Source organism: Kitasatospora sp. NPDC093550 (genome assembly GCF_044764985.1).
Taxonomy (GTDB): domain Bacteria; phylum Actinomycetota; class Actinomycetes; order Streptomycetales; family Streptomycetaceae; genus Kitasatospora.
On record NZ_JBIWJF010000021.1, the window covers coordinates 75,031 to 89,511 of the forward strand.

Here is a 14,481-nt window from a genome sequence, read left to right on the forward strand (position 1 = left end):
GGGGGGTCAAGATCGAACGCGTCACCACCCGGTGGTACACACGTGCGATGAGAACCTTCCGGGCCGCCCGCCCACGAGTCCTGCTGACCGCGGTCGCGGCGGGCACCCTCCTCCTCGCCACGGCCTGCGACCGCACCGCCGAGCCGGCCCAGGACAAGGCCGCCGGCACCTCCGCGCCCGCCGCCGCGAGCAGCGCGGCCGCCCCGGCGGCGACCACCCGGCCCGGCGGCGAGGCCGACCCGGCGCTCAAGCCCTTCTACGGCCAGCAGATCGCCTGGGCGGCCTGCCCGGCCGACCCGCAGGCCGAGAAGGCCAGGATCGACACCTCCGCGATGACCTGCGGAAAGCTGCACGTCCCGCTCGACTACGCCAACCCCGGCAGCGACGCGATCGACCTCGCGCTGATCAAGTACCCGGCCGCCAAGCCGAACCAGCGGATCGGCTCGCTGATGGTCAACCCGGGCGGCCCCGGCGCCTCCGGTGTCGAGATGGTCAAGTACGGCGCCAAGGACTTCGTCGGCGCCCTGCACAACCGCTTCGACGTGATCGGCTTCGACCCCCGCGGCACCGGCGACAGCTCGCCGGTCGTCTGCTACGACGACAAGCAGCACGACGCCGCCGAGCAGCAGGACGAACCGCTGGACCCGGCCGAGCGCAAGGCCGCGCACCTCAAGCAGTCCACCGAGCACGCCGCCGCCTGCCAGGCCAGGTCCGGCAGGCTGCTGCCCTTCGTCGGCACCCGCAACACCGCCCGCGACCTGGACGTGCTGCGCGCCGTGGTCGGCGACAGGAAGCTCAACTACCTGGGCATCTCCTACGGCACCTACCTCGGCGCCCTCTACGCCGAGGAGTTCCCGAAGAACACCGGCCGACTGATCCTGGACGGCGCCGTCGACCCCGCCCAGGACACCCTGGACCACGGCGTCGACCAGCAGGTCGGCTTCGAGAAGTCCTTCGAGCGCTTCGCCGCCGACTGCGTGGAGAACCACGCCGAGGAGTGCCCGCTCGGCCAGGACGCGTCCGCGGCCGCCAAGAAGGCCGCCGACTTCCTGGACGGCCTGCGCGACAACCCGCTGCCCACCAAGGACGGCCGCAAGCTCGGCAGCGACCTGGCCTGGACCGGCACCGTCCAGACGCTCTACGGCGACGAGAAGACCTCCTGGAAGTACCTGCGGGTCGCCCTCGGCATGGCGATGCAGACGAAGCGCGGCGACCTGCTGCTGGCCTTCGCCGACGACTACAACGGCCGCGACGCGAACGGCCACTACAGCCCGATCGAGGAGGCCCACAGCGCGATCAGCTGCGCCGACGCCGCCCGACCCGCGCCCACCCCCGAGCACGCCAAGGCCGCCGTGGACCGGCTGCTCGCCGAGGCGCCGCTGCTGTCCAAGGGGGTCACGGTGGAGGACTACAGCGAGCCCGGCTGTGCCCACTGGCCGTTCCAGACGCCGGAGAAGCCGCACACCATCCGGGCCGAGGGCAGCGCCCCGATCCTGGTGGTCGGCACCACCGGGGACCCGGCCACCCCGTACGCCTCGGCCGAGTCGCTGGCCAAGGGCTTCGCCAACGCGACCCTGCTCACCCGGGTCGGCGAGGGCCACGGCGCCTTCGGCAAGGGCAACGTCTGCATCGACCGGGCCCTGGAGGCCTACCTGACCGAGGGCACGATGCCGGCCGCGGGCACCCGTTGCTCCTGAACCGGACCGGGCCGAAGGCCCCGGTGATCAGCAGATGAACGCGGGGAGAGCGCTGACACGAAGGTGTCAACGTCACAACTTGATAGCTCGTCCGGATGAATTCGGCGCGCGCCCTCCCCAACTGATGAGAGCTCAACTACCTTGGAGGCGCTGCCCGACCGGTGCCGAGCGCCGCCCCGCAGCCCCATACTTCAGCTGCTCCACCACCCCACCCCACCGGCACCTTCCCGCCCTCACGAGGAGGACCCGCTGGCCAGCGACATCCCGTCACAGCGGCTCGACGTCAGAACAGAGCCGACCCTCCTCGGGTTGCACCGCTTCAACGAGGCCGACGCCGGCGCCGCCGAGGAGGCCCTGCTGGCCTGCTGCGGCAGCCACCGCTGGGCCCTGCGGCTCACCGCGCACCGGCCGTACCCCGACATAGAGTCCCTGCTGGCCGCCGCCAGCGAGGCCTCCTACGACCTCCGCCCGGCCGACCTCGCCGAGGCGCTGGCCGACGAGAGCTGGATGCCGCAGCCGCTGCTCGGCATGCGGGCCCCCGGGAGCCAGGCCGCGCACACCGCGCTGCGGGCGGCGCACGCCGCGTACGAGGCCCGGTTCGGCCACGTCTTCGTGGTCTGCCTGGAGGGCGTCGCCCCGGAGGAGATGCTCGACACCGTGCTCTCCTCCATCCGCACCCGCCTGGCCAACGACCCGGACGAGGAGCGGCTGATCGCGGCGGACGAGCTCCGCCGGATCGCCCTCACCCGGCTGGAGCACCTGGTCGCCACCCATTCGGAGGCCGGGGCCCGCTGAACCGGACGCCCCCGCCCTCCGTTCATCCGTGCGGGTGAACCGCCCGTACGGGTGAAGCCCGACCACCCGCGCCCCGCACCCACCGGTGCGGGGCGCGGACATGCCGTCACCCAGGGTGGCGGAAATCGGTTCGGTTCCCGCCCCACTAGGCCAGAAGTGCCTGATTGATCACACCTGGGGCCCCCGGAGGCGGCACGCGAGAAGGCGTCGATAGGATGCTCGCGGCCGGTGGACCGTACCCGGCCGGGCTGACCGACACCGAAGCCGGCCGAGCCCCCAATCGCTTCCGGAGGGTTTTTCCGTGCCGGCTGGAACGCTGTACCGCGGCCGGGAAGGCATGTGGAGCTGGGTGGCTCATCGAGTCACCGGCGTCCTCATCTTCTTCTTCCTGTTCGCCCACGTCCTCGACACCGCGCTCGTCCGAGTGTCGCCGGAGTCCTACGACACCGTCATCCAGACGTACAAGACTCCCCTCGTGAACCTGATGGAGTACGGCCTCGTCGCCGCCATCCTGTTCCACGCGCTGAACGGCCTGCGGGTCGTCGCGGTGGACTTCTGGTCCAAGGGCCCGAAGTACCAGAAGCAGATGCTCTGGTCCGTGGTCGGCGTCTGGGTCCTCCTGATGGCCGGCTCCTTCTACGGGATCCTGCAGCACACGCTGATCTCCTGGTTCGGGAAGTGAGCCGAGACATGTCCACGGAATACTCCGACGCCATCGTCGTCCCCTCCAAGCAGGCGCACACGGGCAAGGGCCTCGGCACCGGCAACCCCGCCGACGCGTTCGTCATCGAGCCGCCGCGCAAGCGGACCGACAAGACGCCGCGCCGTACCCGCACCAACTTCGAGATGCTGGCCTGGCTCTTCATGCGCCTGTCCGGTGTCGTCCTGGTCGCGCTGATCCTCGGCCACCTGATCATCATGCTGATCCTCGACGGTGGCGTCTCCAAGATCGGCTTCGCCTTCGTGGCCGGCCGTTGGGCCTCGCCGTTCTGGCAGGGCTGGGACCTCCTGATGCTGTGGCTCGCCATGCTGCACGGCGCCAACGGCATGCGTCAGGTCATCAACGACTACGCCGAGAAGGACTCGACCCGGCTCTGGCTCAAGGGGCTCATGGGCACCGCCACGGTCTTCACCGTGCTGCTGGGCACCCTGGTGATCTTCACCTTCGACCCCAACATCTGAGCCGCGAGCACCATCGACCATCGGCAGAGGCCAGAGGCGAGTTAACCCCCCATGCAGATTCACCAGTACGACACCGTCATCGTCGGCGCCGGCGGCGCCGGCATGCGCGCGGCCATCGAGTCCACGCAGCGCAGCCGCACCGCCGTCCTGACCAAGCTCTACCCCACCCGGTCCCACACCGGCGCGGCCCAGGGCGGCATGTGCGCCGCCCTCGCCAACGTCGAGGAGGACAACTGGGAGTGGCACACCTTCGACACGGTCAAGGGTGGTGACTACCTGGTCGACCAGGACGCCGCCGAGATCATGTGCAAGGAGGCCATCGACGCCGTCCTCGACCTGGAGAAGATGGGTCTGCCCTTCTCCCGCACCGAGCAGGGCCGGATCGACCAGCGCCGCTTCGGCGGTCACTCCCGCAACCACGGCGAGGCCCCGGTCCGCCGCTCGTGCTACGCGGCCGACCGCACCGGCCACATGATCCTCCAGACGCTGTTCCAGAACTGCGTCAAGCACGGCGTCGAGTTCTTCAACGAGTTCTACGTCCTCGACCTGCTGATCAACGAGGGCAAGACCGCCGGCGTCGTCGCCTACGAGCTGGCCACCGGCGAGATCCACGTCTTCCAGGCCAAGTCGGTCGTGTTCGCCTCCGGCGGCACCGGCAAGATGTTCAAGGTCTCCTCGAACGCCCACACCCTCACCGGTGACGGCCAGGCGGTGGCCTACCGCCGCGGCCTGCCCCTGGAGGACATGGAGTTCTTCCAGTTCCACCCGACGGGCATCTGGCGCATGGGCATCCTGCTCACCGAGGGCGCCCGCGGCGAGGGCGGCATCCTGCGCAACAAGGACGGCGAGCGCTTCATGGAGCGCTACGCCCCCGTCATGAAGGACCTCGCGTCCCGTGACGTCTGCTCCCGCGCGATCTACACCGAGATCCGCGAAGGCCGCGGCTGCGGTCCGGACGGCGACCACGTCTACCTGGACCTGACCCACCTTCCGCCGGAGCAGCTGGACGCCAAGCTCCCGGACATCACCGAGTTCGCGCGCACCTACCTCGGCATCGAGCCCTACACGGACCCGATCCCGATCCAGCCCACCGCGCACTACGCCATGGGCGGCATCCCGACCAACGTCGAGGGTGAGGTCCTGCGCAACAACACGGACATCGTCCCGGGCCTGTACGCGGCCGGCGAGGTCGCCTGCGTGTCCGTGCACGGCGCCAACCGCCTGGGCACCAACTCGCTGCTGGACATCAACGTGTTCGGCCGTCGCGCGGGCATCGCCGCCGCCGACTACGCCAACGCCAACGAGTTCGTGCCGCTCCCGGAGAACCCGGAGCAGCTCGTCCAGGAGATGGTCGACCAGCTGCGCGAGTCCACCGGCACCGAGTCCGTGGGGCAGATCCGCAAGGAGCTGCAGGAGACCATGGACGCCAACGCGATGGTGTACCGCACCGGCGCCACCCTGAAGCAGGCGGTCGAGGACATCGCCGCACTGAAGGAGCGCTTCAAGAACGTCTCCATCCAGGACAAGGGCTTCCGCTACAACACGGACCTCCTGGAGGCCATCGAGCTGGGCAACCTGCTCGACCTGGCCGAGGTGCTGGCCGTCTCCGCGCTGGCCCGCGAGGAGTCCCGCGGCGGCCACTACCGCGAGGACTTCCCGACCCGCGACGACGTGAAGTTCATGCAGCACACCATGGCGTACCAGGAGGTCGCCGCCGACGGCAGCACCTCCATCCGCCTCGACTACAAGCCGGTCGTCACGACCCGCTACCAGCCGATGGAGCGTAAGTACTGATGAGCACTCCGACCGTGGAGAAGCACTCGGCCGCTCTGGACGCGGCCGAGGCCGGCGGCACGCAGCTGATCACCGTCACCTTCCGGATCCGCCGGTTCAACCCGGAGGAGCACCCGGACCCGGTGTGGGTCGACTACCAGCTGGAGATGGACCCGAAGGAGCGTGTCCTGGACGCGCTCAACAAGATCAAGTGGGAGCAGGACGGCACCCTCACCTACCGCCGTTCCTGCGCGCACGGCATCTGCGGCTCCGACGCCATGCGGATCAACGGCCGCAACCGGCTGGCGTGCAAGACCCTGATCAAGGACGTCAACCCGGAGAAGCCGATCACGATCGAGGCCATCAAGGGCCTCACGGTCCTCAAGGACCTGGTCGTGGACATGGACCCGTTCTTCCAGGCGTACAAGGACGTCATGCCGTTCCTCATCACCAAGGGGAACGAGCCGACCCGCGAGCGCCTGCAGTCCGCCGAGGACCGCGAGCGCTTCGACGACACCACCAAGTGCATCCTGTGCGCCGCGTGCACGTCGTCCTGCCCGGTGTTCTGGAACGACGGCCAGTACTTCGGCCCGGCCGCCATCGTCAACGCGCACCGCTTCATCTTCGACTCGCGCGACGAGGGTGCCGAGCAGCGCCTGGAGATCCTCAACGACCGTGAGGGCGTGTGGCGCTGCCGCACCACCTTCAACTGCTCCGAGGCCTGCCCGCGTGGCATCGAGGTCACCAAGGCGATCCAGGAAGTGAAGCGGGCGCTGGTCACCCGCCGCTTCTGATCCCCGCCTGACAGCCCGAAGGCCCCCGCCCGATCCCCGGATCGGGCGGGGGCCTTCGCGGTTCCCTAGCGCAGCGCGCCGAGGTCCTTCGGGGCGGACCAGCCGCTGAACGTCACCAGGTGCCGGTCGCCCGTGACGGCCCACAGGTCCGGCTTGCCGTCCCCGTCCCCGTCGCCCGAGCTGCCCAGCATCGGGTAGGCGGCCGTGGTGAAGCCGGTGGCGACCACGTTCGCCGAGGAATCGGCGACAGGACCTGGACGGTCAGCGTGACCGTGCCGTCGGCGTCCGGCCGGACGGAGCCCGGCGCGTCGCAGCCGGAGGAGACGCCGAGGTTGCTCCAGCCGTACCGGACGCACGCGACCCCGGAGGCCGTCCCGCCGGGCGGGGCCGGGTCGGCCGTCCTGAGGACGAAGGTCGCCTTCTGCCCCGCGTACTTGGCGGCGGGGCCGCCCGCCGGGAAGTCGGGCGAGGTGACCGTGACGGTCGGGCTCGTGGTGTCCGGCGCGGCGTCGGCCGCCGCGGCCGTCGGAGCGGTGAGCAGGCCGGCGGCCACGGTCGCCGCGGCCAGCCCCCCGAGCCTGCGCGGAGGTACGTGCTTCATCAGGATTCCCCACCCTCGTCTGCGGATCTTGTTCGCTACGTGCACGAGCGGTGAGGATCCTGTCAGGGGGGACTGACAGCGGCAACGGGATTCAGTCGGTGGCCGGGGTGCGGCGGGTGGCGCGGAGGCCGCGGAGGCCGATGGTGCCGACGGCGACGCCGAGGGCGAAGGAGGTGACGGCGAGCAGGAGGTGGACCCAGAAGAACGCGGTGGGCTGGGAGTGGTCGCCGTTGGTGAAGGCCTGGCCGCCGGAGTCCTTCCACAGGTTCTTGACGAAGGTGGTCCAGATGACGATCGACCAGACCCCGAAGGCGGTCAGGAACCAGGAGGTGCGGCGGCTGAGCTTCATGGGGTCCTCGGCGGGGGTGTGAAGACGGTGTGCGTCCCCAGTATGCGGGGGCCGCCGATCGGCGTACGTCGGGCCCCTCCTGCGGATTACGGGCCCGGAGCGGCGGACGCCCGGGGTGCGGAGTGGGTACGGTCTGCTGGTGCCCACTCCCCGTCACACGTTCGCCCGCCTGTGCGCCGCCGTCAGCGCGGCCCTCCCGGTCCTGCTCGTCGCCCCGGCGGCGGTCGCCGCCCCGCGGCAGCCGCCGCCGTCGGCCGCGATCGGCGGCGACCGGCTCGGGAGCCCGGGGGTCCAGGTCGCCCCGCTGGCAGGTGCCCCGGCACTGCCCACCGATCTCACCGGCCAGTCCTGGATAGTCTCCGACGCGACGTCAGGAGAGGTGCTGGCGGCCTACAACCCGCACCTCAGGCTGCCCCCGGCCAGCACCCTGAAGATCCTCTTCGCGGACACCGTGCTGCCCAAGTTCGACCGCAACGCGGTGCACAGGGTCGCCGACGAGGAGATCCAGGGGATCGGCCCGGGCAGCAGCCTGGTCGGCATCAAGGAGAACCTGGAGTACCGGGTCGAGGACCTGTGGCGCGGGGTGTTCCTGAGCTCGGGCAACGACGCCGTGCACGTCCTGTCGCACATGAACGGCGGCGTCCAGCAGACCGTCGCCGAGATGCAGGCGCGCGCCGAGGCGCTGCAGGCGAAGGACACCAAGGTGGTCTCCCCGGACGGCTACGACATGGACGGCCAGCTCTCCTCGGCCTACGACCTGTCGCTGTTCGCCCGCGCGGGCCTGCGCAACGCGGACTTCCGGATGTACTGCGCGACCCGGGACGCGATGTTCCCCGGCGCCGTCGACAAGAACACCGGTCAGCGCGGCAGTTTCGGGATCGCCAACACCGACCGGCTGCTGGGCAAGTACCCGGGCCTGATCGGGGTGAAGAACGGCACCACCACCAACGCCGGCTCGACCTTCGTCGGCGCCGCCGAGCGCGGCGGCCGCACCCTGCTGGTCACGGTGATGCACCCGTCGAGCTACCAGAAGGTGTACGACGAGACGGCCGCCCTGCTGGACTGGGGTTTCGCCGCGGCCGACAAGGTGCAGCCGGTCGGCAAGCTGGTCGACGAGGTCCCGGCCGGCGCGGCCGAGCCGACCGGGCAGGCCGGTGGCACGGCCGGCACGCCCGCCCCGCCGCCGCACCCCTCTCCCGCCGCCACCACCCGGCCGGCCGCGGCGCCCGCCGCCGACGGCGAGGAGGACGGGCTCGGCCTCGTCGGCTGGTCGGCCGTCGTGCTGGCCGGGGCCGGGGGCGGGGCCGGCGCGCTGGTCCTGCGGCAGCGGCGCCACCGCTCGGCCGGCTGACCGCCCCTCGGACGGAAGGGCCCGGCCTCAGTCCTGGGGCCGGGCCCCGGCATTGCCGGGCCTCTCGTCGGCCTTCTCCGCCGCACGCTCGGCGGCCTTCCCCCCGCTGTCCGTCGCGGTCCGGCCCCCGGCCCGTTCCTCGGCCTCGGCCTGGTCCGCCGCTTCCAGCAGGGCACGTCCGTGCGCCCTGGTCCGCTCCCGGGCGGCCGCCGGGTCCGCCGTCGCCGTCCAGGCGACGCAGTACATCAGCAGCCGGCAGACGAAGTTGATCCACAGCAGCAGCGCCACCGGGGTGGCGAACGCGCCGTACAGGCTCCGCCCGGCGACCGAGCCGAGGTAGGAGGAGAGCAGCAGCTTCAGCAGTTCGAAGCCGACCGCGCCGATCAGCGCGCCCTGGAGGACGTCCCGGCGGCGCTGCTCGGTGATGCCGGGGAACGGCGCCAGCAGGTAGGCGAACAGCAGGGTGTCGCAGCCTATGGCGATCAGCACACCGACCCCGGTCAGCAGGTAGCCGCTGCCGAGGCCGATGCCGTCGGCGATCCGGCCGGCCAGGGTCGTCCCGGCGGCGGAGGCGCCCAGCGAGAACAGCGACACCAGGCCGAGGCCGCCGAGCACCACGACGTCCCAGACCTTGCGCAGCACCGGGTTGCCCTCCTCGTCGGGCAGCTGCCAGAGGTCCCGGACCGAGGTGCGCATGGTGTCGACCCAGCCGAGGCCGGAGACCAGCAGCAGCGCCCCGCTGACCAGCCCGACGGCGCCCGCGTTGGCCACCAGTGAGGGCAGGTTGAGCGCGTCGGAGAGACCGGGGAGCTGGTCGGAGATGCGCTTCTGCAGGTCGTCCACCTGGTGGTCGCTGAGCGTCGCGACGGCGATCGCCAGGCCCACCGTGAGCAGCGGGAACAGGGCCAGGAAGCCGAAGAAGGTGACGGCGCCGGCCAGCCGGTTGCCGCGGGCGGCGGAGAAGTACTCGTACACCCGGTACGGGCGGCTGCGCACCACCCGCGCGACGAGCGGGCCGATGACCGGAAGGCGGGTCAGGAAGTCCACCCGACCGGTTATACCGGGCCTTCCCCCGAACGGCCGTCAGGCGCGGTGCCTCGCAGGGAAGTCGGGGCGGGGTTCCGGGACGGGGCCGGCCCTACCGCTTGACGAGGCGGCGGGCCTTGGCGAGGGCGCGGACGGCCTGGTAGGCGCCGTAGCGGCCGTGGCTGAGCAGTTCGGTGCGCACGCCGTCGACGCCGGACGGCGGGCGGTAGCCGGTGGGGCGCAGCCGGGCGCAGTGGGCGGCGGCGCGGCGGAAGTACTCGCGGCGGTCGCCGGCGGGGACCCGGCCGGGCTTGGAGACCACGGTGTTGAGGTGGTGCAGCATCCGGCCGTAGACGACCGGGCGCCAGCGGTCCAGGTCGGGGCGGGCGTCGAGGAAGGCGAAGACCAGGTCGTACTGGGCGAACACGTCGAAGTGCTTGCGGCTGGCGGTGGCCAGGATGTTGCCGCCCTCCTGGCGCTGGCGGTAGTGCACGCCGACCCGGTCGAGCAGGGTGATCCGGGCGGCGGCGAGCAGCGCCGGGTACGTCCAGGGGGTGTCCTCGTAGTAGCCGGCCGGGAAGACCAGCTGCTGCTCGGCGATGAAGCCGCGGCGGTAGGCCTTGTTCCAGACGACCTGGAGCAGGTCGAGCAGGTCGGGGCGGGCGGCGAGGTCGAAGACGTCCGGGGAGGCGGCGCCGAAGACGTGCGCGGAGGCGGCCCGGGTGATCCGGCCGTCGGCGTAGGTGCGGGCGTAGTCGTAGACCAGGACGTCCGGGTCCTCGGTGGCGGCGAGCCGCTCGTCGACGGCCTTGAGCAGGCCGGGGGTGAGGGTGTCGTCACTGTCGAGGAAGAGCACGTAGTCCCCGGTGGCGACCTCCAGGCCGGCGTTGCGGGCCCGGCCGAGGCCGACGTTCTCGGGCAGGTGCAGCACCCGGACGCGGGGGTCGGCGGCGGCCGCCTCGTCGAGCATCGCGCCGCAGCCGTCCGGGGAGCGGTCGTCCACCGCGATCAGTTCGAGGTCCGGGCCGTCCTGGCCGAGGACCGAGTCGAGGCACTCGGTGAGGTAGTCCTGGACCTGGTACACGGGGACGATGACGCTGAAGCGGGGCACGGGCCCAGCGTAGTGGCCCCGGGGGCGGCTCCTGGCCCGGAGGTAGGATCGGCTCGCACGTACGCACCGATCGAAGTGCGGTCAGGCCCCCAACGGGCTGCCACGCTCACCTTCCCCAGAAAGGCCTGCGTAGCCGATGGCTCCCCGCCTCTCCATCGTCGTTCCGATCTACAACGTCGAGCGTTATCTCGTCGAGTGCCTCGACTCGATCGCGGCCCAGACCTTCACGGACTTCGAGTGCGTCATGGTCGACGACGGTTCGAAGGACGACAGCGCGGCGCTCGCCGAGGCGTACGCGGCAAAGGACTCGCGCTTCCGGCTGGTCCGCCAGGTGAACAAGGGCCTCGGCGCGGCCCGCAACACCGGCATCCGGCACATCGACCCGGACGCCGAGTTCCTGTGCTTCGTGGACAGCGACGACTCGATGCCGCCGAGTGCGTACGAGCTGATGATCAACACGCTGGACGAGACCGGCTCCGACTTCTGCACCGGCAACGTGCTGCGCTTCCGCGCCGTGGGCTACTACCAGTCCGGCGGCCACGTGAAGCCGTTCAAGGAGACCAGGCTCAAGACCCACATCACCGAGATCCCGGCGCTGGTCACCGACCGCACCGCGTGGAACAAGGTGTACCGGCGCTCCTTCTTCGACGCCGCGGGCATCCTCTACCCCGAGGGCATCCTGTACGAGGACGCGCCGGTCAGCGTGCCGCACCACTACCTCGCCAAGAGCGTGGACGTGCTCTCCGAGCCGATCTACCACTGGCGCGAGCGCGAGGTCGGCGAGATGTCGATCACGCAGATGCGCACCAACCCCAAGGGCCTGATCGACCGGGTCACCTCGGTCGAGCTGGTCCGCGGCTGGCTGAAGAAGCAGACCGAGCCGCGCTTCGCCGAGTACCTGCGCTCCTACGACGAGAACACCCTCGTCGAGGAGATCCCGATGTTCTTCTGGTCCGTCGTGGACGGCGACAAGGAGTACCGGGACGCCTACGTCCAGTGCGTCAGCCGGCTGCTCCGGGCGATCGGCCCCGAGCAGGTCCGCAAGCTGCGCGCGCCGCTGCGGCTGAAGTACCACCTGACCCTGGCGGGCCGGATCGACGAGCTGGTCGAGCAGATCAAGTACGAGGGCGAGAGCGGCGGCGGCGTGCAGGCCCGCGGTCTGCTGCGCCCGTACGCCGACTACCCGTTCCTGCGCGGCGGGCGCAAGAGCGTGCCGGCCAGCGTGCTCAAGCTGGACAACTCGCTGGTCATGCGCAGCCGGCTGTACGAGAGCGCCTGGGTCGGCGGGAAGCTGCAGCTGACCGGGCACGCGTACCCGGAGCAGCTGGGCGCGGCCAACAAGCACGACATGGTCCGCACCCTGGTGCTGCGCGAGACCAAGGGCCGCCGGGTCATCGCGGTGCCGATGCGGACCACGTACAGCCCCGAGGCCACCGCGAGCTGCAACCACGACCTGTACAGCTGCGACTGGTCCGGCTTCACCGTCTCGCTGGACCCGGCGAAGCTCAAGCACCGCGGGCAGTGGAAGGACGGGCACTGGCGCGTCCTGGTGGCCGGCGCGGGCAAGGGCGGCGTCTACAAGGGCCGGATCTCGGCCGGCTGGAGCGACACCGCGCAGTACATCCCCTCGCACTGGGTCGAGCCGGACGTGCGGATCGTGCCGTGGGTCCGGGACAACTTCGTCTACCTGCGGGTGGAGACCGTCAAGGCCCGGGTGACCGGCCTGGCCGCGCACGCCGGCCGGGTGGAGGTCTCGGGCGCGGCCCGCTCCGGCCCGAGCTTCGCCGGTGCCCGGCTGCGGCTGACCCACGTGGAGTCGGACCGCGAGGTGGCCTTCCCGCTGGAGCTGGGCGCGCCGGTCGGCTCGCTGCAGCCCTTCACCGCCTCCGTCCCGGTCGACGAGCTGACCGCCGTCCGCGAGGCCTGGGCCGAGCTGGACCCGGTGGCCGCCGACCGTGCCCGCGACCGCTGGGACGCCGTGCTGGTGCTGGCCGACGGCAGCGTCGTCCCGGTGGCCTGGGACGAGCGCAACGCACCCGAGCAGCTGCACCTGCCGCTGAACCCGCAGGCCCCGGCGGAGCAGCAGCGGGCGCTCTACTCCAAGCCCTCCCCCGGCGGCTACCTGCAGTTCTCCGACCAGGTGCTGCAGCCGCTGGTGGACGAGGTGTCCTCGCGCGGCGCCGACGGCTTCCTGCTCAGCGGCTCGTTCCCGCTGTCCGGCGCGCACCGCTGGGAGCTGGTGGTCCGTCACCACTGGCGCGAGGAGGAGCACGTCTACCCGGTGGAGATCTCGGACGGCCGGTTCCGCACCGCGCTGCCCGCGGTGCCGACGGCCACGTTCGCCGGCCGGGTGCCGTTCGCCAAGGGCACCTGGGACGTCTTCTTCCGTCAGGTCGGCGCGACGGGCCCCAAGCTGACCGACTCGGCCGCGCAGGTCACCCCGGTCTGCTTCGACTCGCTTCCGCTGGAGGTGGAGTCCCGCGGCAAGCGGATCGTGCTGGAGCGGCGCTACCACGACGGCCTGTCGCTGGAGTCGCACGCGGCGCTGCTGCCCGAGGAGCGGTCCGGCTACCGCCAGCGCCAGCTGCGCAGCGTCGACTACCCGGCCGCCCGGCGGCTGCCGGTGCGCGACACCGTGCTGTACAACGCCGGCAACGGCAGCATGTACGCCGACTCGCCGCGGGCCGTGCACGAGGAGCTGGTCCGCCGCGGCCTGTCGCTGGAGCACCTCTGGGGCAGCGACGACATGCAGGTCGAGCTGCCGCAGAGCGCGACGGCCGTCCGGCTCTGGAGCCCGGAGTGGTTCGAGGCGCTGGCCACCGCCAAGTACATCGTCACCAGCACCCACCTGCCCGACTTCTTCGTCCGCCGCCCCGGCCAGGTGGTGCTGCAGACCTGGCAGGGCACGCCGCTGAAGCAGGTCGGCCTCGACTTCGAGAAGGTCTGGTTCACCGACTCCAACTACCTCAAGGGCCTGACCCGGGAGGTGCCGAACTGGAGCCTGCTGGTGGCCGGCAACAGCTGGTCGGCCCCGGTGCTGCGGCGCGCCTTCGACTTCAAGGGCGAGATCCTGGAGAGCGGTTCGCCGCGCAACGACCTGCTGTTCGCGGCCGACCGGGAGAAGACCGCGGAGCGGGTCCGGGAGCGGCTGGGCCTGCCCGAGGGCAAGAAGGTCGTGCTCTACGCGCCGACCTGGCGCGAGGACCGGCGCCGGCCGCAGGGCGGCTACCAGATCGACCTGCGGATCGACCTGGAGGCGGCCAAGGCCGCCCTCGGCGACGACCAGGTGCTGCTGGTGCGCCGGCACAACGTGATGTGCGGCCAGATCCCGGGCGCCGGCAACGGCTACATCTGGGACGTCGGCAGCTACCCCGACATGGCGGAGCTGCTGCTGATCGCCGACGTCCTGGTGACGGACTACTCGGCGAGCGTGTTCGACTTCGCGTCGACCGGCAAGCCGATGTTCTTCTTCACCCACGACCTGGAGCACTACCGGGACAACCTGCGCGGCTTCAGCCTGGACTTCGAGGCGGAGGCGCCCGGCCCGCTGCTGGCCACCTCCGAGGAGCTGGTCTCCGCGCTCGGCCGGGTGGACGAGGTCGCGGCCGAGTACGCGGACAAGGCCGCCGCGTTCCGCGAGGCGTACTGCGACCTGGACGACGGCAAGGCCGCCGCCCGGGTGGTCGACGCGATGCTCCGCAAGGAGTAGTCCCCGCGCACCCTCCACGAGGCGCCCGACACCACCCGGTGTCGGGCGCCTTCGCGTTCCCCGGAACCACTCGGGCGAAGGTCCGTGGAACGT

At 71.4% G+C, this 14,481-nt stretch carries 12 protein-coding genes; 8 read left to right on the forward strand and 4 right to left on the reverse strand.

Annotated features, from left to right (window positions below; translation table 11 throughout):
• Positions 1 to 47: 47 nt before the first annotated feature.
• The 6 genes from ACIRD3_RS28925 to ACIRD3_RS28950 all read left to right on the forward strand — a co-directional run bounded on the left by ACIRD3_RS28925 (position 48) and on the right by ACIRD3_RS28950 (position 6,241).
• Positions 48 to 1,697 carry an alpha/beta hydrolase gene (locus tag ACIRD3_RS28925; protein ID WP_402222447.1) on the forward strand — a complete coding sequence of 550 codons (1,650 nt, stop codon included), beginning with the start codon at positions 48 to 50 and terminating at the stop codon, positions 1,695 to 1,697.
• 249 nt (positions 1,698 to 1,946) lie between these two features.
• A complete protein-coding gene (locus ACIRD3_RS28930) occupies positions 1,947 to 2,492 on the forward strand; it encodes a 2-oxo-4-hydroxy-4-carboxy-5-ureidoimidazoline decarboxylase (protein WP_402222569.1) in 546 nt (181 codons plus the stop codon).
• Positions 2,493 to 2,793: 301 nt separating this feature from the next.
• Positions 2,794 to 3,174, forward strand: coding sequence for a succinate dehydrogenase, cytochrome b556 subunit (gene sdhC, locus ACIRD3_RS28935; protein ID WP_224277929.1), 381 nt, complete (start codon positions 2,794 to 2,796; stop codon positions 3,172 to 3,174).
• An 8-nt stretch (positions 3,175 to 3,182) separates the two neighbouring features.
• Positions 3,183 to 3,674: a succinate dehydrogenase, hydrophobic membrane anchor protein gene (sdhD, locus tag ACIRD3_RS28940; protein WP_402222450.1), complete on the forward strand. Its 492-nt coding sequence runs from the start codon at positions 3,183 to 3,185 to the stop codon at positions 3,672 to 3,674.
• A gap of 51 nt (positions 3,675 to 3,725) precedes the next feature.
• Positions 3,726 to 5,468, forward strand: a complete 1,743-nt coding sequence (gene sdhA / locus ACIRD3_RS28945) for a succinate dehydrogenase flavoprotein subunit (RefSeq protein WP_402222453.1) — start codon at positions 3,726 to 3,728, stop codon at positions 5,466 to 5,468.
• Positions 5,468 to 6,241: a succinate dehydrogenase iron-sulfur subunit gene (locus ACIRD3_RS28950; protein WP_402222455.1), complete on the forward strand. Its 774-nt coding sequence runs from the start codon at positions 5,468 to 5,470 to the stop codon at positions 6,239 to 6,241. Before sdhA ends, ACIRD3_RS28950 begins: the two co-directional genes overlap by 1 nt.
• A 65-nt stretch (positions 6,242 to 6,306) precedes the next feature.
• On the opposite strand, the gene ACIRD3_RS28955 is transcribed toward ACIRD3_RS28950, so the two are convergent.
• Positions 6,307 to 6,468 carry a hypothetical protein gene (locus ACIRD3_RS28955; RefSeq protein WP_402222458.1) on the reverse strand — a complete coding sequence of 54 codons (162 nt, stop codon included), beginning with the start codon at positions 6,466 to 6,468 and terminating at the stop codon, positions 6,307 to 6,309.
• Positions 6,469 to 6,933: 465 nt separating this feature from the next.
• Positions 6,934 to 7,191 carry an SCO4848 family membrane protein gene (locus ACIRD3_RS28960; protein ID WP_402222461.1) on the reverse strand — a complete coding sequence of 86 codons (258 nt, stop codon included), beginning with the start codon at positions 7,189 to 7,191 and terminating at the stop codon, positions 6,934 to 6,936.
• Between the two features lie 139 nt (positions 7,192 to 7,330).
• Between ACIRD3_RS28960 and ACIRD3_RS28965 the strand changes: the two genes are divergently transcribed.
• Positions 7,331 to 8,542 (forward strand): D-alanyl-D-alanine carboxypeptidase family protein, encoded by a 1,212-nt coding sequence (locus ACIRD3_RS28965; RefSeq protein WP_402222464.1) that lies wholly within the window; start codon positions 7,331 to 7,333, stop codon positions 8,540 to 8,542.
• A 27-nt stretch (positions 8,543 to 8,569) separates the two neighbouring features.
• On the opposite strand, the gene ACIRD3_RS28970 is transcribed toward ACIRD3_RS28965, so the two are convergent.
• Together ACIRD3_RS28970 and ACIRD3_RS28975 are read right to left on the reverse strand one after the other, a co-directional pair.
• Positions 8,570 to 9,589 carry a YihY/virulence factor BrkB family protein gene (locus tag ACIRD3_RS28970; RefSeq protein WP_402222467.1) on the reverse strand — a complete coding sequence of 340 codons (1,020 nt, stop codon included), beginning with the start codon at positions 9,587 to 9,589 and terminating at the stop codon, positions 8,570 to 8,572.
• Between the two features lie 91 nt (positions 9,590 to 9,680).
• Positions 9,681 to 10,679, reverse strand: a complete 999-nt coding sequence (locus tag ACIRD3_RS28975; protein WP_402222469.1) for a glycosyltransferase family 2 protein — start codon at positions 10,677 to 10,679, stop codon at positions 9,681 to 9,683.
• A 136-nt stretch (positions 10,680 to 10,815) separates the two neighbouring features.
• Between ACIRD3_RS28975 and ACIRD3_RS28980 the strand changes: the two genes are divergently transcribed.
• Positions 10,816 to 14,388: a CDP-glycerol glycerophosphotransferase family protein gene (locus ACIRD3_RS28980; protein ID WP_402222472.1), complete on the forward strand. Its 3,573-nt coding sequence runs from the start codon at positions 10,816 to 10,818 to the stop codon at positions 14,386 to 14,388.
• The last annotated feature ends 93 nt before the right edge of the window (positions 14,389 to 14,481 follow it).